This is a genomic window from Stenotrophomonas sp. I18B00994 (genome assembly GCF_014145825.1).
Lineage (GTDB): Bacteria > Pseudomonadota > Gammaproteobacteria > Xanthomonadales > Xanthomonadaceae > Stenotrophomonas > Stenotrophomonas maltophilia.
The window spans coordinates 350062-370366 of sequence record NZ_JACIUW010000003.1; the positions used below are offsets into that span (position 1 = coordinate 350062).

Here is a 20305-nt window from a genome sequence, read left to right on the forward strand (position 1 = left end):
ATGTGCGGCGGGTTACTTCTCCCGCCGCCAGTTGATCGACCCCCGGTTTTCCACCGTGCTCGACTCCACTTCCACGTCGAAGCCGCGGCGCAGCAGGTACTTCAGCGTGATCACCGAACCGGCACCAACCAGCGACACGCCGTAGCCGACGTACAGCTTGGGCGAGATGTACTTGCCAACACCGATCACCGAGCCGCCCAGCGCGCGCGACTGGCTCACGCCGGCATCGTCCAGGCCCAGCTTGGCGCCCAGCTGCGACGCCAGCAGGCCGCTGCCAGCCGAGAGCGCCGCCGAGGCCGCGTTGACCTGCTGGGCCTGGTCGCTGCTGGCACCGGTCAGGCTGCGCCCCAGCACCAGGTAGGCCAGTGCCTCGGACTGCGACATCGCCGGCTCGGACCACACGTCCGCGCGCGGCTGCTGTGCACGCCCGGTCACGTCGATGCCGGCGGTGACATCACCGATCCGGCGCTCGGCACGGATGTTGATGCGCGGGTCGGACACCGCGTTGTAGTTCCAGGTGAGGTTGCCACGGGTGATGGTCAGGTCCTGCCCGTATGCCTTGTAGCGACCACTCACTTCCAGGCCACCATTGGCGGTCATTTCGCGGCCAGGCTTGGCCCAGACCTGCATCTTGCCGGTCAGCGCGCCCTTCAGGCCGAAGCCGGTCATCTTGACCTTGTCGCCAAGGCTGACGGTCAGGTCCATGTCCAGCGGCGAGGTGCGCGACTCTTCCGGGTCGGCCGGGTCCAGCACCACCACGTCCTCGGACACCGAGGTGCCACGATCCAGGCGTTCGAGATCGATGTCGGCCTCGGGCACGTGCACGGTGCCGCGCAGCTCCATCGCCGCCTTGGCCAGGGTGAAGTCGAGGTTGGGGTTGGCGACGATGCGCAGCTCGCTGGTGTTGGACAGCAGCACGTTCTCGCCGTGGATCTTCAGCTGCAGCGGCTGTGCATCACCAAACCACGACAGGCCACCATCCACGTACAGCGTGCCCTGGCCCGAGTTGGCCTGCGCGGTGATCTTTGCCGAACCGTCGGGCTGGGCCACGAAGCTGCCCTTGCCCTGGTCGAAGGTCAGGCCCAGCGCGGGGAATTCGCCCTTGAAGTTGCTCAGCTGCGCGTCGCCGCCCAGCGACGGCTGCCCGCGCGTACCGCGCAGGCTGACGTGGCCCTCGATCAGGCCGGTCGGGCGCACGATGTCCGGCGAGAACAGCTCCAGCCAGTACAGCCGCGACATGTTGAGGTAGAGCTCGCCGTTCAGCGGCGCACTGGCCTCCCAGCCGGTCTGCATCCTGGCATCGACGAAGCCGTTGCCCTGGAAGCCCATGCCCAGGTAGCCCTTGATGCTGGCCGGGGTCATGTCGAGCTTGAGCGAGAACTGGTCATAACGCACCAGCTCGCCGCGGGTGGTATCCCCCACGGTGTTGCGGTTCTCGCCCAGGCGCACGCCGCCTTCCTTCGAGCGCACCTCTACATGGCCTTCCCAGGCATTGCCGCGCGGGCGGATCTGCGCGTCCAGGCTGACATCGCCACGCAGGTAGATGCGGCGGCCGGACTGCGGCGGCAGCCACGGCTGCACCAGCGCCAGCGGCAGCGCATCACTGCGCACCACCAGGCCCTCACGCGGCCAGTTGGCCTGTGCGCACAGCGCGCCGCTGCTGGCCGCGGCCAGGCAGGCTTCGGACAGGGTGTAGGTGCTGCCGTTGATCGCGAACGCCGCCGGTGCACGCAACGACCAGGCATCGCCCTTCACCGGTGCGATACGCAGCGACGCCAGCTCGCCGCGCCACTGCGCGCCCTGTTGGCGGACGCTGCCCTGCAGCTCGATCGCACCCATCTCGTTGCGGGTCTGCGCGGCCAGGCGCAGGTTGGAGACACTGCCCTGCGCATCCACGTTCAAGCGTTCCAGCAGCATGCCGGCGTTGACCTGCTGGCCCTGCACCGCCAGCGTGCCGCTGTCGCCGCGCCATGGCAGGTGGCCCTTGATGCTCACGCTCTCGGCGCCGTAGCCGTCCCAGTTGAGGTTGTTGCCGACCAGGTCGGCAGTGATGTCCGGCGCATCGCGCGGGCCCTTCACCTGTACCTGTCCACGCAGGCCGCCATCGGCGCCGGGCAGCAGATCGCTCAGCTGCAGCGGTTCGAAACGCGCGTCGATGTCGAGGCGGTCGCCGACCTTGCCCGACGCGGTCACCCGGCTGCTGCCCAGCGACAGCTTCAGGTCGCCCTGGCCCTGCGCGCCCTGCAGCGCGAACTTGCCCTGTGCGTCGAGATTGCGCTGGCGCAGGATGCCCTTCAGCGAGGGCAGGTCGACGGTGGCTTCCAGCGTGCCGGCGGTGCCCGGCGGCGCGTTTGCCGGCGGCGGCAGCTGGCGGCCCTTGGAGGCCAGGTTGCCGGACAGGCGGCCGTTCCAGCCCGGCACGAAATAGCCGGGGTCGAAGTCCTTCAGCGTGGCCTTGGCATCCCAGTCCAGCTGCGGTGCCCACGCCACCTGGCCTTCCACCTGCAGCTGCCCACCCGGCGTCTGCGCCTGCAGCTGGTGGATCGACGCGGCCTGGTCATTGCCGCGTACGTCGAACTGCAGCTGTGCCTTCTGCTTTTCGCGTTCGACATCGGCACGGCCGATCGCGGCCCACGCCTTCAAGGTACCGGCCAGGCCGAAGCGCGCTTCCTTCAGGGTGACCGGCACCGGTGCGCTGCCGGCCGTGTTCGGATCGGGCGCCGGCACGTAGGTCAGGTCATGGGCGACCACCGAGAAATTGAGTTTCTGCTGGTCTTCCTGGCTGAAGTCGGCGGTGCCTTCCAGCCGTGCCTCACCGCCAAGCCCTTTCACCAGCAGGGGCGACACCTTCAGCACCTGGTCCTGCAGCGACACCACCGACGGTGCCAGCTCCAGCTCCTGATCACCCTGCTTCACCTTGCCACGCAGGTTGGCGTTGCCGCCCTTGCCAGCCGCGGTGAAGTCCAGTGCGAGTGGTGCGATCGCCGAGCTGGCCAGTGCCGGCGACAGCAGCGCCAGATCCAGTTCGTCGCTGCGGATGCTGGCGCTCCAGCTCGGATCGGTGCGGCCATCGAACACCAGCATCGCGTGCAGCGGCTTCGGCGCGCGCCCGGCTACGGCCACTTCCATGTGCGCCAAGTCACCGCGTGCCACCAGCCCCACCGTCGCTGCGGTACGGCCACGCGGGGCCGGCAACACTGCGGTGACGGTCACGTCGGTGTCGTAGTCCTTGGCCGGGATGTAGCGGCCCTGGGCGGTGAAATTGCCCATGTCGCTGTCCACGACCAGTTTGTGCGCCTGGAACTCGCCGTTGGCGATCTCGATGCCACCCCGCACACGGCTGATGTCGATCACCGGCTCGTTGGCCTGGCTGATGCGGAAGCCGTCGATGGCAATGGCATCGGCCTGGATCGCCAGCGGCATTTCGATCTGCGGCAGCGAATCGGGCCACGACGGCAGCTTGAACGGCTCGTCACTCTTGGCCAGGTTCAGCGTCGCGTTGGTCAGCTCCAGCTTGTCCAGCAGCAGCTTGCGGCCCAGCAGCGGGCGCAGGTCCGGCTCCAGGTGCGCGCGCTCGGCGTGGAAATGGATGTCGTCGTAGCGGAAGTCGACGTTGTACAGGGTCAGCGGACCGGCCACCGGGCCGTCCACCTTGTCCCAGGTGAAGCTGGCGCCCACCGGCAGCCGCGCCACCACCTGTGCCAGCAGCACATCGCGGCCGGCCACGGTCTGCAGCAGCCAGTACACCGCCAGCAACGCCAGCAGCACCAGGCCGATCACGCCCACGCCGGACCACGCCCAGAAGCGGCGGCGGCGGTAGAAACGCACGCGCGGCGGCGGCGTGTTCGGGGTGGGTGCGGGCGTGCTCACAGGTCCGCTCCGATGTTGAGGTAAAGCTGGAACTGCGAATCCGGATTGTTCAGGCCATGCGCGATATCCACGCGCACCGGGCCCACCGGCGATTTCCAGCGCACGCCGAAGCCGACGCCGGTGTGCAGATCAATGGTGTTGTCGAATGCGCTGCCGGTATCGACGAACACCGCCGCGCCCCACGGGCCGCCATTGAAGTAGTGCTCGTACTCGGCCGAGCCGATCACCAGGTTCTTGGCGCCCAGCGCGTATTTGTCGGGTTTGGGTGTGCGCGGGCCGACTTCGCGGTAGGCGTAACCGCGGATGCTGCGGTCACCACCCGCGAAGTAGCGCAGGCTCGGCGGCATCGCCACCAGATCGCTGGTCCAGGTGGTACCCCCCTCGCCGCGCAGGATCAGGCGGTTGCTTTCACCCACCGGGATGTACCAGCGCAGCACGGCGTTGGCCTGTACGAAGCTGGTGTCCGAACCCGCGCCCTCCACACCGGCGCGCATCGTCGCAGTACCGCTGATGCCCTTGCGCGGGAACATCTCGTCGTCGACGTTGACGTAGTCGGCAACCATCTGCGGGTACACCAGCGTCGAGGTGTTGTAGACGGCATCGGTGAATTCAGTGCCGGAGGCATAGCGCCAACGCTCGCGCAGTGCGTTGATCGAGGCGATCGCGGTCCAGTGCTCGTTGATCTCGCCGCTGCGGCTGGCGATCAGCTTGAAGTTGCGCAGGTCGATGTAATCGGTCTGCTCGTCATACGCGCTGGCGGCGAAGGTGTACCAGCCGTCAAGCCAGTTGAAGGCGGGGATGCGGTAGCTGGTCACCAGGCTCTTGCGCTTCTGCGCATAGTCCAGCTGCGTGTTCATCTTGTGCCCGCGGTTGTTCAGGAACCGCCGCTCGATGCCGCCGCGCACACCCGGGCCACTCTCGCTGCCATAGCTCAGACCCGCGGTATAGATGGTGCGCTTGGCGCGGGTCAGCTTCACATCCACCGGCACTTCGCCGTTGGCATCGGCCTGGTCGGGCCGTGGCTGGATGTCGATCACGCTGAAGTAGTCCAGCTTGGTCAGCGACTCGCGCAGCCGGTCCAGCTTGCCCTCGTGGAAGTAGCTGCCCTGTTCCCAGTACACCAGCGGGTCGAACAGCTTGTCGACGAAGTAATCCTGCTCGAAACGCACCGGCCCCATGTTGTAGCGGCGGCCGCTGTCCCAGGTCAGGTCGATGTCGGCTGCGTTGTCGGCGCGGGTGATCTGCACCTGGCGCTGGGTGTAGTCGGCATCGAAGTAGCCACGCTCGGCCAGGCGACGGGTGATGGTGATCTTGCTGGCTTCGTACTGCGTGTGCTCGAAGCGCTGGCCCTTGCGGGGCTTGAATGCGGCCAGGTCATCCTGCAGGTACTGGTCATACATCGCCGGCCCGGTGATGTCGATGTGCTCACGGCGAACGGTCACCGGGGTGCCCTTGTCGACATGGATCAGCACCCGCACATGCTCGTCCTCACGCGGCGCCTCGACCTTGATCACCGGGTTGTAGTACCCGAAGGGTTCCAGTGCCTGGCGGGTCTGCCGCTCGGCCTGTGACAGCAGGTACTCCAGGCGCGATTCGCCCTGTTCCTTGCCGATCGTGTCGTACAGCGACAGCGATTCCTGGATGTTCTCGATGATTGCGGCGTCGTCGCCCTTGTCCAATCCCTTGATGTCCACCTTGTCGATGGTGCCGCGCGCGTGGGCCACGGAGGTGGCGGCCAGCGACAGGACCATCAGCGGCAGGGCGTATTTCTTTGGCTGCATGCGGCACAGCATACCGACCGAAGGTGACGATGCGAAATGCATCACGTCATTCGGGATCGGTTGTTAAGTGGCGGTCAAAATACGCGCCTTTGGGGCGATCCTCGTGATCGCAGGCGAGGATGCCGGCATCCTGCGCGATGCCGGCAATGATCCCGATGGACATCCGCCGACAGTGTTCCGGTAGTGCCGGCCGCTGGCCGGCAATCCACAGGTCGATGCGATGCGCGGTGGCAATGCCGGCCAGCGGCCGGCACTACCGATACGGGCATCAGCTCGACAGATGCTCGATCGCTGCCACCTTGCTCAGGCGCTCGCCCAGCATCGTCAGCAGCGCCAGGCGGTTGCCACGCAGCGCCGGATCTTCCGCATTGACCATCACCCCGTCGAAGAACGCATCGACCTGCGGACGCAGGCGCGCCAGGCGTGCCAGCACGGCCACATAGTCCTTCTGGTGCAGGCTGGTGCCGGTGTCGTCGATGGCCGCGGTGACCGCTTCAGCCAGCGCGCGCTCGGCGTCTTCCTGCAGCAGCGCCGGGTCGATCTGGGCCGGAATGGCGCCTTCAGCCTTGCGGAGGATGTTGCGGATGCGCTTGTTGGCCGCAGCCAGCGCCTCGGCTTCCGGCAGCGCGGCGAAGGTGCCGATCGCGTCCAGGCGGCGGTCGAAGTCATACAGCGAGACAGGCTTCAGTTCGGCCACCGCATTGAAGTGCGTGGCTGGCACGTTCTTGTCGCCGTAGTAACCCTTCAGGCGGTCGAGGATGAAGTCGTACAGCTCGCCAACGTCGGCCTGCACGTTGCGTGCGGCCAGGCCGGCGTTGGCGCTGGCCAGCAGCGCGCGCAGGTCCAGCTCGAAGCCGCTTTCGATGATCGTGCGGGCCAGGCCCAGCGCGTTGCGGCGCAGGGCGAACGGGTCCTTGTTGCCGGTCGGCTTCAGGCCTGCGGCGAAGCCACCGGCCAGCGTGTCGACGCGCTCGGCAATCGCCAGCACCTTGCCCAGCGGCGACAGCGCGATGTCATCACCACCGAAGCGCGGCTGGTAGGCCTCGTCGATGGCCAGCGCCACCTCGGCCGATTCGCCACCGGCCACGGCGTAGTGGCGGCCGGCGATGCCCTGCAGCTCCGGGAACTCGTTGACCATCCGCGACTGCAGGTCGTTCTTGGCCAGTTCGGCAGCCCGCCTGGCCTGCGCGGCATCGGCGCCAACCTGGGGTGCGATCACTTCGGCCAATGCAGCCACGCGCGCCACCTTGTCGGCCACGCTGCCCAGCTTGGCCTGGTAGGTCACCGTCTTCAGCCCCTCACCCATCGACACCAGGCCCTGCTTCAGGTCCTCGTCGAAGAAGAACTTGGCATCGGCGAAACGCGGACGGATCACCCGCTCGTAGCCCTTGGCCACTTCGGCCACGTTCTTCGATTCGATGTTGGCGATGCCGATGAACTTCTCGGTCAGCGTGCCTGCGGCATCCAGCACCGGGAAGAACTTCTGGTTGATCTCCATCGTCTCGATCAGCGCTTCCTGCGGCACCGCCAGGAACGCGGGCTCGAAGCTGCACAGCACCGCCGACGGCCATTCGACCAGGTTCACCACCTGCTCCAGGTTGTCGTCGGTGATGCGGGCGCTGCCACCGGCCTTGGCCGCAGCGGCCTCGACCTCGGCGACGATGCGCGCGCGGCGCTCGCTCGGGTCGACCAGCACGAACGCGGCGCGCAGCGCTTCAACGTAGTCCTGCGGCTGCGCCAGCGACACCGCCTGGTCATGGTGGAAGCGATGGCCACGGCTGACGCGGCCGGCCTGCAGGCCGAACAGTTCGGCCTCGACCACGTTGGCGCCGTGCAGCAGCACCAGCCAGTGCACCGGGCGCGCGAAGCCCCAGGCGTGGTCGCCCCAGCGCATCGGCTTGGGAATCGGCATCGCCGCGATCGCCTCGTGCAGGATCTCCGGCAGCAGGCTGGCGGTGCTCGCGCCCGGGGTCACCGCGCGGTGCACGAAGCGCTCACCCTTGTTGTCGGTGGTCTTCTCCAGCGCGGTCCAGTCGATCCCGGCCTTGGCGGCGAAGCCCTGCAACGCCTTGGTCGGCTGGCCTTCGGCGTCCAGCGCGATGTTCAGGTACGGGCCCAGCACTTCGCTGTGCTGCTCCGGCTGTTCCAGGCCGACGCCCGGCAGCAGCACGGCCAGTCGGCGCGGGGTCGACAGCGGGCGCGCATCGTCCAGTTCCAGCGCGACGCCGCGCTTGCGCAGGCCTTCGACGACACCGTCGAAGAACGCCTGGGCCAGGCCCGGCAGCGCCTTGACCGGCAGTTCCTCGGTGCCCAGTTCGATCAGCAGGGGGGACAGTTGGCTCATCGGTTCGATCCTGTGGTGGGGGCGCAGCGCGCAACGCGTCCGGCGCCCCGGGTAGTTGATGAAAAGCGGGTCGGTGCGGGAGGACCGTCAGGCCTTCTTCGCGCCCGGGAAGCCCAGCTTCTCGCGCTGCTCGTAGTACGCCCTGGCCACCGCCTGGGCCAGCGCGCGCACGCGCAGGATGTAGCGCTGGCGCTCGGTCACGCTGATCGCACGGCGCGCATCCAGCAGGTTGAAGGTGTGGCTGGCCTTCATCACCTGCTCGTAGGCCGGCAGCGGCAGGTTCACTTCCACCAGCTTCTGCGCCTCACGCTCGCAGGCGTCGAAACGGTGGAACATTTCTTCCACGTCGGCGTATTCGAAGTTGTAGGTGCTCTGCTCCACCTCGTTCTGGTGGTAGACGTCACCGTAGGTCACCGGCTGGCCGTCCGGACCGTAGGTCCAGACCAGGTCGTAGACGTTGTCGCAGTTCTGCAGGTACATGCACAGGCGTTCGAGACCGTAGGTGATCTCGCCCAGCACCGGGCGGCATTCCAGGCCACCGGCCTGCTGGAAGTAGGTGAACTGGGTCACTTCCATGCCGTTGAGCCAGACTTCCCAGCCCAGGCCCCACGCGCCCAGCGTCGGCGATTCCCAGTTGTCCTCGACGAAGCGCAGGTCGTGCACCAGCGGATCGATGCCCAGTGCCTTCAGCGAATCCAGGTACAGCTGCTGGATGTTGTCCGGCGCCGGCTTCATCGCCACCTGGTACTGGTAGTAGCGCTGCAGGCGGTTCGGGTTCTCACCGTAACGGCCATCGGTCGGGCGCCGCGACGGCTGCACGTAGGCCGCATTCCAGCCTTCCGGACCGATCGCACGCAGGAAGGTGGCCGGGTGGAAGGTACCGGCGCCCACCTCCAGGTCGAGCGGCTGGATGAGCACGCAGCCCTGCTGGGCCCAGAACTGGTTCAGGGTCTGGATCAGGCCCTGGAAGGTGATCGGAACGGTCGGGGTCGCGGACATGCGTACGAGTCTTGGCCGGCAAGGGGGTGCGCTAGTATAACGGCCGACCTGCGGGGCATTCCGTACCCGGGAGGAGCAGGCAGATGGAACATCGGCTGCCGGCAGGCACGCCCGGCGAGGCGGACGGCGTCCCGCTGCCCTGGGGACGGCTGCATTTCGAGCAGATTGCCGCGGCCCTGACCGCCGATGGCCTGGTGGCCGAGCAGGACCGCGAGCGCATGCGGTTTTCCGCACAGGGCGCGCGCAACGCCAGTGAAGTGCATCCGCTGGTACTGCTGTCCAACCTCAAGCTGGCCGCCACCGGCGGCGGCGAACTGACCCTGGAACGCCTGACCGAGTGGCTGGCGCAGCGCACCGGCAGCCGTTACCTGCGCATCGACCCGACCCGGGTGGACGTCGCTGCGGTGACCGCGCTGGTGTCGCATGCCTACGCCCGCCGCCATCGCTTCCTGCCACTGGCGGTGGATGCCGAGCGCGTGCTGGTAGCCACCAGCGAGCCGCTGGTGCAGGAATGGCGTCGTGACCTGCAGCACCTGACCCGCCGCCGCATCGAGCTGGCGGTGGTCAACCCGCTGGACCTGCACCGCTACACCATGGAGTTCTACGGGGTGACCCGCTCGGTGCGCGGCGCCCGTGGCGATGTGCGCGGCGAGGCCAGCACCACCCTGCCCAGCTTCGAGCAGCTGGTGGAGCTGGGCCGCACCGGCGACGTCAATGCCGACGACCAGCACATCGTGCACATCGTGGACTGGCTGCTGCAGTACGCCTATGAGCAGCGCGCCTCGGACATCCACCTGGAGCCGCGCCGCGAGATGGGACGCATGCGCTTCCGCATCGACGGCGTGCTGCACAAGGTGTTCGAAGTACCGCCGGCGGTGATGACCGCCGTGGTCAGCCGCATCAAGGTGCTGGGCCGCATGGACCTGGCCGAGCGCCGGCGCCCGCAGGATGGCCGCATCAAGACCCGCTCGCCGGGTGGCCGCGAGGTCGAGATGCGCCTGTCGACCATGCCCACCGCCTTCGGCGAGAAGTGCGTAATGCGCATCTTCGACCCGGATGCCGCGTTCAAGAGCATCGACCAGCTCGGTTTCAGCCCGCAGGAGGCCGCCGGCTGGAATGCGCTGGTCGAGCGCCCGCACGGCATCGTGCTGGTCACCGGCCCGACCGGCTCGGGCAAGACCACCACCCTGTATTCCACGCTGAAGCGGCTGGCCACGCCGGACGTGAACGTGTGCACGGTGGAGGACCCGATCGAGATGATCGCGCCCGAGTTCAACCAGATGCAGGTGCAGGCCAACATCGACCTGGACTTCGCCAGCGGCGTGCGCACCCTGCTGCGGCAGGACCCGGACATCATCATGATCGGCGAAATCCGCGACCTGGAGACCGCACAGATGGCGGTGCAGGCCTCGCTGACCGGCCACCTGGTGCTGTCTACCCTGCATACCAACGACGCGCCCTCGGCGGTCACCCGCCTGCTCGACCTGGGCGTGCCGCATTACCTGCTGGCCAGCACCCTCAACGGCATCCTCGCCCAGCGCCTGGTGCGCACGCTGTGCCCGCACTGCAAGCAGCCGCACAGCCTCGGCGCGGCCGATTGGGCGGTGCTGGCTGATAGCCATGCTGCATATCCAGATGCCGCCACGCCCTGTCGGCCGGTCGGTTGCCTGGAATGCCGGCGCACCGGATTCCTCGGCCGCATCGGGCTGTATGAGTTGCTGCCATTGGGTTCGCGGCTGCGCGGGCAGATCCGCGCCGACATGGACCTGGCCGGTTTCACCCGTGCCGCGCGGGCTGAAGGGCTGCGAACCCTGCGCCAGGCCGGGCTTGAAAAGGTGGCGCAGGGGCTGACTACAATCGAGGAAGTCCTGTCAGTGCTGCCGCCCCCGGATGAACCCAGCCCCGTTCCTGATCCTTGAAACCGGCCGACCGGTGCCGTCATTGCGCCGCTACGGGCGCTTTCCGCACTGGATCCGCGTCGCCGCCGGGCTGGAAGAACACGAGACGGTGGTGGTCGATGTCGAGCACGGTGGCGCTCTGCCCGACCCTCATGCCTTCGCCGGCGTGCTGGTGACCGGCTCGGCCGCCTTCGTCACCGACCATGCCGACTGGAGCGAGCGCAGCGCCGCGTGGCTGCGCCAGACCGCCCACGACGACCTGCCGGTATTCGGCATCTGCTACGGCCACCAGCTGCTGGCACATGCGCTGGGTGGCGAGGTGGCCTACAACCCGGCCGGCCGCGAGTCCGGCACGATCGAACTGGAACTGCAGCCGCAGGCCGCGCAGGACCCGCTGTTCCAGGGCCTGCCGCAGCACTTTGCCGCCCATGCCACCCATCTGCAGACCGTGCTGCGCGCGCCCGATGGTGCCGAGGTGCTGGCCCGTTCACCGCTGGATGGCTGCCATGCCTTCCGCTGGGGCCGCCAGGCCTGGGGCGTGCAGTTCCATCCGGAGTTCGCCACCCACCACATGCGTGGCTACGTGCGTGCCCGCGCCGACTGCATCGGCCGCCACGGCGGCTGCGCCCGCAGCATCGAGCGCGCGGTCAGCGCCGCGCCGCTGGCCCGCCAGCTGTTGCGCCGCTTCGTCCGCCAGGCGCGGCTGTCTTCAGCCCAGCCGGCGGCAAAACAGGGATAATCGGCGGCACGGGCAGCCGCCCGGCCCCCTCCTGTCCTTCCCGGATGTCCATGAAAGAGATTCGCAAGCTGCCGGCTTCGGCGGGCGCCCAGTGGTTGCTGGATACGTTCTCGCTGTACCGGCGTGCGCCGCTGCAGCTGGCCCGGATCGGCCTGACCTGGCTGCTGGTGAGCTGGGTGGTCACGCTGTTGTCGACGCTGATTCCCGGCGCTGCCGGCATGGCCGTGCAGCTGATGACGCTGGCCATTTCGCCGATCATGTTCGGCGGCATGCTGTATGCCGTGGGCGAGATCGATGAAGGCCGCCCGGGCCTGGCCTCGCACCTGCTGCAGCCGATCCGCGACCACCGCGTCAGCCACCTGCTGGTGCCGCTGGCGATCCAGGTGCTGGCGGTGCTGCTGCTGGGCGCGCTGCTGTTCCTGATGATCGGCCGCGAGGGCTTCACCGCCTTCAGCGAGGTCATGACCAAGATGGAAGAGATCAGCCGCAGTGGCCAGCAGATCAAGCCGGACGATGCCGCCGCGCTGGTTGCCAACCTGCCGGCCAAGCGCATCGCGCTGTGGATGCTGCTGGTGTTCCTGAGTGCGGTCGCGCTGTCGCTGGCGATGTTCACCCAGCCGGCGCTGGTGGTGTTCGACAAGCAGAGCGGCATGCACGCGTTGCGCCTGAGCCTGCAGGGCTGCATCGAGAACATCGGCGCGATGATCGTGTTCGCCGCACTCGGCCTGATCGCCGCGTTCTGCATGTACATCCTGTTCGTGATCGTGATCCAGATCGCGATGCTGATCGGCGGCCCGCTGGCCGCCGCCTTCATCGCCCAGCTGGTACTGACCACGGTGCTGATGCCGCTGTATGTCGGCGCGGTCTACGCCGCGTGGAAGCAGATGTTCGTGCACCGCGGCAGCCGCGCGGCGCCGCCGATCCCGACCACGCCGACCTCCAGCGACGTGTTCCACGCCTGACCAGAACGCAGGTAGATCCACGCCATGCGTGGATAGAAAAGGGGACGGAGGGGATTAAGTCGTTTTTGCCTTTAACGACTTAATCCCCTCCGTCCCCTTTTTGTCTTTCAGGCGGCGGGCTTCTTCACTACCGACGACGGCACCAGCCAGCGCGCGGCGTGGATGCCCAGCTCGTACAGCAGGCACATCGGAATCGCCAGCATCAGCTGCGACACCACGTCCGGCGGGGTCAGCACCGCCGCCAGCACGAAGATGCCGACGATCGCGTAGCCGCGGCCTTCCTTGAACTGCTGCGGCGTCACCCAGCCCAGCAGCACCAGGATCACCATCGCCACCGGCAGTTCGAAACTGCCACCAAAGGCGAAGAAGATCGCCAGCACGAAGTCCAGATAGGCATTCGCATCCGGTGTGATTGCGATCACGTCCGGGCTGAAGGTGGTGAGGAAGTGGAACACCGCCGGCAGCACCAGGAAATACGCAAAGGCGCAACCGGTGTAGAACAGCAGCACCGATGACACCAGCAGCGGCACCGCCAGGCGCTTCTCGCGTGCATACAGACCGGGCGCGACGAACGCCCACAGCTGGTACAGCAGCCACGGTACCGCCACGAACAACGCGACGAAGAAGGTCAGCTTCAGCGGTGCGAAGAAGGCACCGGCCGGGTTGGTGGCGATCATCGTCTGCCCGTTCGGCAGCTGCGAGACCAGCGGTTCGGCCAGCGCATTGTAGAGCTTCTGGGTGAACGGCAGCAGCGCCAGCAGCACCACGCCCAGGCCCAGCAATGCGCGCACCAGCCGGCCGCGCAGTTCCACCAGGTGTTCTACCAGCGAGCTCTCGCCGAAATCCTGTTCACTCATGGGTGGCGCTCCGGGCTCTGCGCCGGCGGCGGCGTACCAGCTTCAGCGGGCGCGGCCGAAACCGGCTCGGCGGCACCACCGTCCTGCGCTGGTTCAACGGCATCGGGCGCGGCGCTCATGTGCGGCGGCAGATCCGCGGGCGCCGGTGCACGGACGTGCTGCACCAGGTCATCGCCCTGCTGCTGCGCCTGCTGGGCTTCGCGACGGATCGCTTCACCGCTGGCGCGCAGCTGGTTCTCGGTGTCCTGCATGCCCTGGCGCACGTCCTGCATCTGCCGCTTGATGTCCTCGGCCTGCAGTTCGCGCTCCAGTTCCTGTTTCACCGAATCCCATTGATTGCGGGCGCGACGCACCCACAGGCCGGCGAAGCGGGCCGCCTTGGGCAGGCGCTCGGGACCGAGCACCACCAGGGCGACCACTGCAATCACCAGCAGTTCGCTGAAGCCGATATCGAACACCGCAACCGCTCCGGATCAGCGAGCGTTACGGTCGTGCTCGTCCTGCGCGGTGCGCGACGCGTCCTGGCTGCGCGACTCATCGCCCAGCTGCGCGTTCGGCTTGTCCTCGTCGCGCATGCCCTTCTTGAATTCCTTGACCGCCGAACCGAGGTCCTTGGCGCCGCTGGTCAGGCGCTTGGTGCCGAACACCAGCAGGACGATGGCCAGCACGACCAACCAATGCCAGATGCTGAAACTGCCCATAAAGACGCTCGTTACGTTAGTGATCAGGCTGTCGAGCATAGCGCACCGGCTGTCAGCCGGCGCGCGTGACGAAAGTCAGTTTCCGCCCAGCGTTTCCGTACGGATCTCGCCGTCATTCACCGGCTGGAAGCCCTGCTGCTGCGGCGGCGGGGTCTGCGGCACGTTCTGCAGCGGCGCGGTGGTGGCCTCAGCCGGCGCAGCCGGTGCTGCCTGAACAGGCGCCGGGGCAGCGGCCGGGGCGGCAGCCGGGCGCGGCGCGCTGCCGCCGTTGCCGCTGCGGTTGTTGCGCGCCGCGTAGGTGGCCTCTTCCAGGCGATCGCGGAAGGCGACCACATCCATCGACGGCGAACCGGCGGCGCGGCCTTCGAAGATCATCCGCGGCGTAGTGTTGCTGCCGTAGGCGTCCAGATTGGCGGCATCGTCGATCTGCAGCACCGCGCCATCCAGCGCGACGCCGGCAAACAGGCCGCGGGCGCGCGACCAGGACCAGATCTCGGCCTTCAGCTGGCCGTCGGTGGCCGCGGCGGCGTTGCGGCCCACCGGACCGGCGGCGACGCCAGCGTCGGCACCCAGCGTGAACTTGCCGTTGACCAGGTTGTCCAGGCTGCGGTCGTTGCGGAACACCAGCACCACATCGGAGGACTGCACGCCGGCCTGGAAGCCGATGCTGCCGCCGGTGAGCTTCACGAACACCGGGTTGGACCAGGCGCCGTTGGGCATGCGCACCGACATCAGGCCGTGGCCACGACGGCCGCCAATGACCAGACCGGCCTTGATCGTGTCGGGAATGACGATGACCGCGCGGCCTTCGTCCAGCAATTTATCCGGAATGCCCTGTTCAGGGATTTCCTGGATTTCAGCCAGCACGCGCACGGCATTGCGCGCACGCTGGTCTTCCTGCGGCCCGGCCATGGCCTGGCTGGACAGCAGGCTGGCGGCGATCAGCAGGGCTTGGATCGGGCGACGCATGGCAGGCTCCAGAAGTCAGTCCATAGGAAGATATAGCAAGTGACTGAAATTAGTAGCGTTGTCATGAATCCCCAATGAGCGTTCCCTGCTCACATTGATGCGCGCTATGCCTGCAATCCGAACCCTGCATCCCGGCGCGACACCGGATCGGCGACAATACCGCCATGCTCGACGCACCCGATACCGCCGTGCTGGCGGTCAACCTAGGCACGCCCGAGACGCCGACGGCCCCCGCCGTACGCCGTTACCTGGCTGAATTCCTGTCCGACCGCCGCGTGGTCGCGATCCCGCCACTGCTGTGGCAGCCGCTGCTGCGCGGACTGATCCTGCCCCTGCGCAGCAGTCGTTCGGCGGCCAAGTACGCCCAGGTCTGGCTGCCCGACGGCTCACCGCTGATGGTGCATACGCGCCAGCTGGCGCAGGCGATGCAGGCCCTGTTGCCGACCCTGACAGTGCGTCATGCGATGCGTTACGGCGAACCGGCGCTGGCCAGCGAGCTCGACCGCCTGGCAGCCGACGGTGCGCGCCGCATCGTGGTGCTGCCGCTGTATCCGCAGTACTCCACCACCACCACTGCCTCGGTCGAAGACCGCGTCGATGCCTGGCAGCGCCGCAACCCTGGCGTGACCGTCAGCCTGGTGCGCGACTATTCGGTCGATCCGGGCTGGGTCGAGGCCGTGGCCGGCTCGATCCGTCGCTACTGGGAACAGCACGGTCGCGGCCAGATGCTGATGTTCTCCTTCCACGGCATCCCGCAGCGCCTGGCCGATGCCGGCGATCCGTATCCGCAGCGCTGCGAGGCCAGCGCACAGGCCATCGCCAAGGCGCTGGAACTGGGCAGGGACGAGTGGCAGATGGGTTACCAGTCGCGTTTCGGCCGCGAGCGCTGGCTGCAGCCGTATGCCGAGCCCAGCCTGTGGGCGCTGGCCGAATCCGGCGTGAAGCAGATCGACGTGGTGTGCCCCGGCTTCGCCACCGATTGCCTGGAGACGCTGGAAGAGGTCGCCATGGGCTTCACCGAAACACTGGCCGAGCGCGGCGCGACGATGCGCTACATCCCCTGCCTCAACGCCGAACCGGAGCACGCACGCGCGCTTGCGCGGCTGGCCGTGGCCTCGCTGGCATGAGTCTGCAACCGTTTGAACTGGAGGTCGGTGGCGCGCGCGTCGCCGGCCTGCGCAACCACGGCGATGGCCCGCGCGTGCTGGCCCTGCACGGCTGGCTCGACAACGCGGCCAGCTTCGTGCCGCTGGCGCCGCACCTGTCGTCGCTGCAGCTGGTTGCCATCGACCTGCCCGGTCATGGCCACAGTGCACATCTGCCGGCCGGTGCCAGCTACACCACGGCCGCCGCGATCTGCCACGTGCTCGACGTCGCCGATGCACTGGGCTGGGACCGCTTCAACCTGCTCGGCCATTCGATGGGCGCCGGCATCGCCAGCCTCACCGCCTCGGTCAGTGACCGCGTCGAGCGCCTGGTGGCGATCGAAGCACTCGGTGGCCTGCGTGGCCCCGAAGAGGACACCGCGCATCGCCTGCGCGAACACGTGAACGCGACGCGGGCGCTGGCACGCAAGCAGCTGCGCGTGTTCCCCGACCTCGCCGCGCCGATCCGCGCACGGATGATGACCAACCAGCTCAGCGAGCACTGTGCACGGCTGCTGGTCGAGCGCGGCGTGGAACCGGTCGAGGGTGGCTACCGCTGGTGCAGCGATCCGCGCCTGATGCTGCCCACTGCGATCCGTCTCAGCGAAGGCCAGATCGACAACCTGCTGCAGGCCATCGCCTGCCCGACGCAGGTGATCTATGCCACGCCAGCGCAGTCCTACTACCCCGAGCCGATGCGCAGCGATCGCCTGCAGCACCTGCGCGATGGGCGGTTGGCGGTGTTTCCCGGCAACCATCACCTGCACATGGAAGATCCAAAACAGATCGCAGGCGTGATCCTGCGCTTCTTCAGCAACGACAACGCGGGCTGAGCAAAGGTATCCGCGCGCTTCACTCTGCGCGTCTGCGGCCGATACATCAGTTGCGGTCCCCTGCGTCCGCAGCACGCAGGTCCGGTCGGGCCTGCGGCGTGTGTCTGGTTCTGCAAGGAAGTCCGCATGCCTGCTCCATTGCACCGTCACCCACAGGATGTGGCCGCGGTGTCCCGTCTCCGCGTCGCTGATCGCGTCGCATTCCCCGAATTCCCGGCTCGCGCCCTGGTCACGCACTCCTGCGTGCGCCGCGGCGTGGCCGTTGTCGTCTGCTGATCCAGGAGTCGCCGATGTCCGTTGCATCCTCCCGTCCCCCCGATACCGCCCGCCTGCCGCACCTGCAGCAGCTCGCGCACCGCGCTGACCGCCGCCTGCTGATCGGCAGCGCGGTACTGGCCTTGGCTGGCCTGGCGCTGGCCCTGCGCGGCCCGCAGGTGCAGGCTGCCGCGTTGGCGGCCGTCGCCGTGCTGCCAGCCGCGTGGTTGGGCGGGGCCCAGGCGGGCCGGGCCGTCGCCCGCAACGGTCTGGCGTTGCTGTTGTCGCTGCAGCTGGCTGTGTTGTGCGCGATCATCAGCCTGTCACCGGCATTGCCGATTGCCCTGCTGCTGGGCGTGCTGCTGGGCCATCGCGATCGCCTTCCGGTGTGGCTGGCCGGTGGCGTCGGTACCCTCGCCCTGCTGGCACCGCTACAGGGCGGTGCCGCGCTGTGGCCGACGCTGCTGCAGGCCGGCATGCTCGCGGGCCTGACCCTGTTCCTCGGCCAGGTCGCACTGCGCCTTCGGCAGCAGACCGAGGCCCTCGGCCACGGCCCGCGTCGGCTTGCCGCGCTCGCACGCGATATCGCCACCGGTGCCGATCTTGGCGCGCATGCCGATACCGGCGCCTATGCGCCGGGTTCACTGGCCCATGCCCTGGCCGACACTGCACGCCACGTGCAGGCCCAGCGTGGGCGCGAAGCCGCGTCACATGCCGAGAACGCGCAGATCCGCCAGGCCCTCGATGCCTCGCGCACCGCGATGATGATCGCCGACAACGACCATGTGATCCGCTACGTGAACCGCTCGGTGGTGGCACTGCTGCGCAACCAGCAGGCGACGTTGCGACAGGCCTTCCCCGATTTCGACGCCGAGCGCCTGGTCGGCAGCAGCATCCATCGTTTCCACGCCAACCCGGACCGCATCCGCGCGATCCTCAACGGCCTGCAGGTAGCGCACAACGGCAAGGTGCAGATCGGCCCGGTGCACTTCGCGCAGGTGGTCACACCGGTGTTCGACGCGCAGGGCGTGCGCCTGGGCTTCGCCGTGGAATGGCATGACCGCACCCATGAGCTCGCGCTGGAGAATGCCGTGGCCGGCATCGTCGCAGCGGCAGCGGCCGGTGACCTCGACCAGCGCCTGCAGGCCACTGAAGGCGCCAGCTTCCTCGATGGCCTGACCGGTGGCATCAACCAGCTGCTCGATACGCTCGGCAGCACCGTCAACGAAGTGCGGCAGATGCTCTCGGCACTGGCCAACGGCGATCTGGATCGGCGCATGCACGGCGAGTATCACGGCGCCTTCGCTGCCATCCAACGCGATGCCAATGCCACGGCCGGGCAGTTGGCACGCATGGTCGGCCGCATCCAGGAATGTGCGGCGTCGATCAGTACCGCCGCCAGCGAGATTGCGGCCGGCAACGGCGCATTGTCCGAGCGCAGCGAGCGCCAGGCCGCGCACCTGCAGGAGACCGCAGCATCGATGGAGGAACTGACCGCCACCGTGCGCCAGAACGCCGCCCATGCGCGTGAGGCCAGTGCGTTGGCCGCCTCCACGCAGAGCGCTGCCAGTGACGGCAACACGGCCATGCAGCGGGTGGTCGATACCATGCAGGCCATCGAAGGTGCCTCGAAGCGGATCGGCGACATCACCGGCGTCATCGACGGCATCGCCTTCCAGACCAATATCCTGGCGTTGAACGCAGCGGTGGAGGCGGCACGCGCCGGCGAGCAGGGCCGAGGCTTTGCCGTGGTGGCCAGCGAGGTGCGCGTGCTGGCACAGCGTTCGGCGGCGGCCGCACAGGAGATCAAGAAGCTGATCGACGAAGCGGGCCGGCAGGTGGGCGAAGGTGCCCAGCTGGTGGCCGATGCCGGCCAGCGCATGCAGGGAATCGTCGGCGGCGTGGAGGATGTCAGCCACCTGATGCGCGAGATATCCGCGGCGTCGCAGGAGCAGTCGATCGGTATCGAGCAGATCAACCAGACCGTGGTGCAGATGGATCAGGCCACGCAGCACAATGCGGCGCTGGTGGAAGAAGCCACCGCTGCCGCACGCGAGCTGCAGAACCAGGCCGGCACATTGACCGAAGCAGTCTCGGTATTCCGCCAGCAGGAACCGCTCGAGGTCTCCCAGGCCGCCTGACCCGGGCCTTCCATTCGATCCTGATCAGGACGGCGCCCGCAGGGCGCCGTCTTTTTATGCGTGACCTGCCCCTGGTAGTGCCGGCCGCTGGCCGGCAACCGATTGCTGTGTGGGCCTGCTGTTGGTAGCGGCCAACCTTGGTTGGCACCGCTGTTCCTCGCAGGGGGATCCACGGATGGCGTGGATCTACCGGGCGATGTAACACCGTCGGGTTGCCGGCCAGCGGCCGGCACTACCCGGTGTTTACCGCGCACAAAGTTGCCGGCCGCTGGCCGGCAATCGATTGCTGTACGCGCTTTCTGTGGGTAGCGGCCAACCTTGGTTGGCGCCGTGGCTCCTCGCAGGGAGCATCCACGCATGGCGTGGATCTGCCGGGCGATGTAATGCCATCGGGTTGCCGGCCAGCGGCCGGCACCGGCATTTCGGGCGCACAAAGAAAAACCCCGCTGCGTGAGCAGCGGGGTTTTGGGTGTAAACCCTGGCGATGACCTACTCTCGCATGGCTTGAGCCACACTACCATCGGCGCAGCTGCGTTTCACTTCCGAGTTCGGGATGGGATCGGGTGGTTCCACAGCGCTAATTTCACCAGGGAGGCGGTTGGAGCGTCGCCATCCGATACAGCTGGATAAGGCGCCTGCCTCTCGTAGTTCTTGTGACGTAGCGTGCACTTGGATGCTCTTACGACGTTGTCGTAAAGCCAAGGCAACTTGAGGTTATATGGTCAAGCCGCACGGATCATTAGTATCAGTTAGCTCAATACATTGCTGTACTTACACACCTGACCTATCAACCACGTAGTCTACATGGTTC

Annotated in this window: 14 protein-coding genes and 2 rRNA genes; 6 read left to right on the plus strand and 10 right to left on the minus strand. The window is 67.6% G+C overall.

Going from position 1 to position 20305, the window contains the following annotated elements:
* Positions 1 to 12 precede the first annotated feature (12 nt).
* The 4 genes from H4O10_RS05275 to glyQ form a co-directional block, all read right to left on the minus strand.
* A complete protein-coding gene (locus H4O10_RS05275; protein ID WP_033835359.1) occupies positions 13 to 3870 on the minus strand; it encodes a translocation/assembly module TamB domain-containing protein in 3858 nt (1285 codons plus the stop codon).
* Complete coding sequence (locus tag H4O10_RS05280; RefSeq protein WP_005414924.1) at positions 3867 to 5663, minus strand: autotransporter assembly complex family protein; 1797 nt, start codon at positions 5661 to 5663, stop codon at positions 3867 to 3869. The genes H4O10_RS05275 and H4O10_RS05280 overlap by 4 nt, the downstream gene beginning before the upstream one ends.
* 256 nt (positions 5664 to 5919) lie before the next feature.
* Complete coding sequence (glyS, locus tag H4O10_RS05285) at positions 5920 to 7995, minus strand: glycine--tRNA ligase subunit beta (RefSeq protein WP_049454204.1); 2076 nt, start codon at positions 7993 to 7995, stop codon at positions 5920 to 5922.
* Between the two features lie 87 nt (positions 7996 to 8082).
* Positions 8083 to 8994, minus strand: coding sequence for a glycine--tRNA ligase subunit alpha (glyQ, locus tag H4O10_RS05290; RefSeq protein WP_033835361.1), 912 nt, complete (start codon positions 8992 to 8994; stop codon positions 8083 to 8085).
* A gap of 83 nt (positions 8995 to 9077) precedes the next feature.
* On the opposite strand from glyQ, the gene H4O10_RS05295 reads away from it, so the two are divergent.
* Genes H4O10_RS05295 through H4O10_RS05305 form a run of 3 tightly spaced genes read left to right on the plus strand, consistent with a single transcriptional unit; the run spans position 9078 to position 12593 of the window.
* Positions 9078 to 10913 carry a GspE/PulE family protein gene (locus H4O10_RS05295; RefSeq protein ID WP_005414929.1) on the plus strand — a complete coding sequence of 612 codons (1836 nt, stop codon included), beginning with the start codon at positions 9078 to 9080 and terminating at the stop codon, positions 10911 to 10913.
* Complete coding sequence (locus H4O10_RS05300) at positions 10885 to 11631, plus strand: glutamine amidotransferase (protein WP_033835362.1); 747 nt, start codon at positions 10885 to 10887, stop codon at positions 11629 to 11631. The genes H4O10_RS05295 and H4O10_RS05300 overlap by 29 nt, the downstream gene beginning before the upstream one ends.
* A 50-nt stretch (positions 11632 to 11681) precedes the next feature.
* Positions 11682 to 12593 (plus strand): BPSS1780 family membrane protein, encoded by a 912-nt coding sequence (locus H4O10_RS05305; RefSeq protein ID WP_005411674.1) that lies wholly within the window; start codon positions 11682 to 11684, stop codon positions 12591 to 12593.
* Positions 12594 to 12700: 107 nt separating this feature from the next.
* Here the strand turns inward: H4O10_RS05305 and tatC are convergent, their stop codons facing one another.
* The 4 genes from tatC to H4O10_RS05325 form a co-directional block, all read right to left on the minus strand.
* Positions 12701 to 13450 (minus strand): twin-arginine translocase subunit TatC, encoded by a 750-nt coding sequence (gene tatC / locus H4O10_RS05310; RefSeq protein WP_005411675.1) that lies wholly within the window; start codon positions 13448 to 13450, stop codon positions 12701 to 12703.
* The gene (gene tatB / locus H4O10_RS05315; RefSeq protein ID WP_033835363.1) at positions 13447 to 13908 is read right to left on the minus strand and encodes a Sec-independent protein translocase protein TatB; all 462 of its coding nucleotides are present in this window, start codon (positions 13906 to 13908) and stop codon (positions 13447 to 13449) included. The genes tatC and tatB overlap by 4 nt, the downstream gene beginning before the upstream one ends.
* A 15-nt stretch (positions 13909 to 13923) precedes the next feature.
* On the minus strand, positions 13924 to 14151 hold the full coding sequence (tatA, locus tag H4O10_RS05320) for a Sec-independent protein translocase subunit TatA (protein WP_005420453.1): 228 nt from the start codon (positions 14149 to 14151) through the stop codon (positions 13924 to 13926).
* A gap of 75 nt (positions 14152 to 14226) precedes the next feature.
* Positions 14227 to 15120, minus strand: a complete 894-nt coding sequence (locus H4O10_RS05325; RefSeq protein WP_005411678.1) for a YSC84-related protein — start codon at positions 15118 to 15120, stop codon at positions 14227 to 14229.
* A 164-nt stretch (positions 15121 to 15284) separates the two neighbouring features.
* Here H4O10_RS05325 and hemH point away from each other — a divergent pair, with 164 nt between their 5' ends.
* The 3 genes from hemH (at position 15285) to H4O10_RS05340 (ending at position 19494) form a co-directional block, all read left to right on the plus strand.
* Entirely contained in the window at positions 15285 to 16247 is a 963-nt protein-coding gene (gene hemH / locus H4O10_RS05330) for a ferrochelatase (protein ID WP_033835364.1), read from the plus strand.
* Complete coding sequence (locus tag H4O10_RS05335) at positions 16244 to 17098, plus strand: alpha/beta hydrolase (RefSeq protein ID WP_033835365.1); 855 nt, start codon at positions 16244 to 16246, stop codon at positions 17096 to 17098. Before hemH ends, H4O10_RS05335 begins: the two co-directional genes overlap by 4 nt.
* Positions 17099 to 17388: 290 nt before the next feature.
* A complete protein-coding gene (locus tag H4O10_RS05340) occupies positions 17389 to 19494 on the plus strand; it encodes a methyl-accepting chemotaxis protein (protein ID WP_049454206.1) in 2106 nt (701 codons plus the stop codon).
* A gap of 476 nt (positions 19495 to 19970) precedes the next feature.
* On the opposite strand, the gene rrf is transcribed toward H4O10_RS05340, so the two are convergent.
* Positions 19971 to 20085: ribosomal RNA gene (gene rrf / locus H4O10_RS05345) — 5S ribosomal RNA — on the minus strand.
* A 127-nt stretch (positions 20086 to 20212) separates the two neighbouring features.
* Positions 20213 to 20305: ribosomal RNA gene (locus tag H4O10_RS05350) — 23S ribosomal RNA — on the minus strand; the annotation flags it as partial.

What these genes read in the sequence shown, in the direction of transcription:
- glyQ (WP_033835361.1), bottom strand. Translation starts at nt 8,994, where the DNA reads ATGTCCGCGACCCCGACCGTTCCGATCACCTTCCAGGGCCTGATCCAG.
- H4O10_RS05340 (WP_049454206.1), top strand. Translation starts at nt 17,389, where the DNA reads ATGTCCGTTGCATCCTCCCGTCCCCCCGATACCGCCCGCCTGCCGCAC.
- H4O10_RS05280 (WP_005414924.1), bottom strand. Translation starts at nt 5,663, where the DNA reads ATGCTGTGCCGCATGCAGCCAAAGAAATACGCCCTGCCGCTGATGGTC.
- H4O10_RS05300 (WP_033835362.1), top strand. Translation starts at nt 10,885, where the DNA reads ATGAACCCAGCCCCGTTCCTGATCCTTGAAACCGGCCGACCGGTGCCG.
- H4O10_RS05335 (WP_033835365.1), top strand. Translation starts at nt 16,244, where the DNA reads ATGAGTCTGCAACCGTTTGAACTGGAGGTCGGTGGCGCGCGCGTCGCC.
- tatC (WP_005411675.1), bottom strand. Translation starts at nt 13,450, where the DNA reads ATGAGTGAACAGGATTTCGGCGAGAGCTCGCTGGTAGAACACCTGGTG.
- H4O10_RS05325 (WP_005411678.1), bottom strand. Translation starts at nt 15,120, where the DNA reads ATGCGTCGCCCGATCCAAGCCCTGCTGATCGCCGCCAGCCTGCTGTCC.
- tatA (WP_005420453.1), bottom strand. Translation starts at nt 14,151, where the DNA reads ATGGGCAGTTTCAGCATCTGGCATTGGTTGGTCGTGCTGGCCATCGTC.
- glyS (WP_049454204.1), bottom strand. Translation starts at nt 7,995, where the DNA reads ATGAGCCAACTGTCCCCCCTGCTGATCGAACTGGGCACCGAGGAACTG.
- H4O10_RS05305 (WP_005411674.1), top strand. Translation starts at nt 11,682, where the DNA reads ATGAAAGAGATTCGCAAGCTGCCGGCTTCGGCGGGCGCCCAGTGGTTG.
- H4O10_RS05295 (WP_005414929.1), top strand. Translation starts at nt 9,078, where the DNA reads ATGGAACATCGGCTGCCGGCAGGCACGCCCGGCGAGGCGGACGGCGTC.
- hemH (WP_033835364.1), top strand. Translation starts at nt 15,285, where the DNA reads ATGCTCGACGCACCCGATACCGCCGTGCTGGCGGTCAACCTAGGCACG.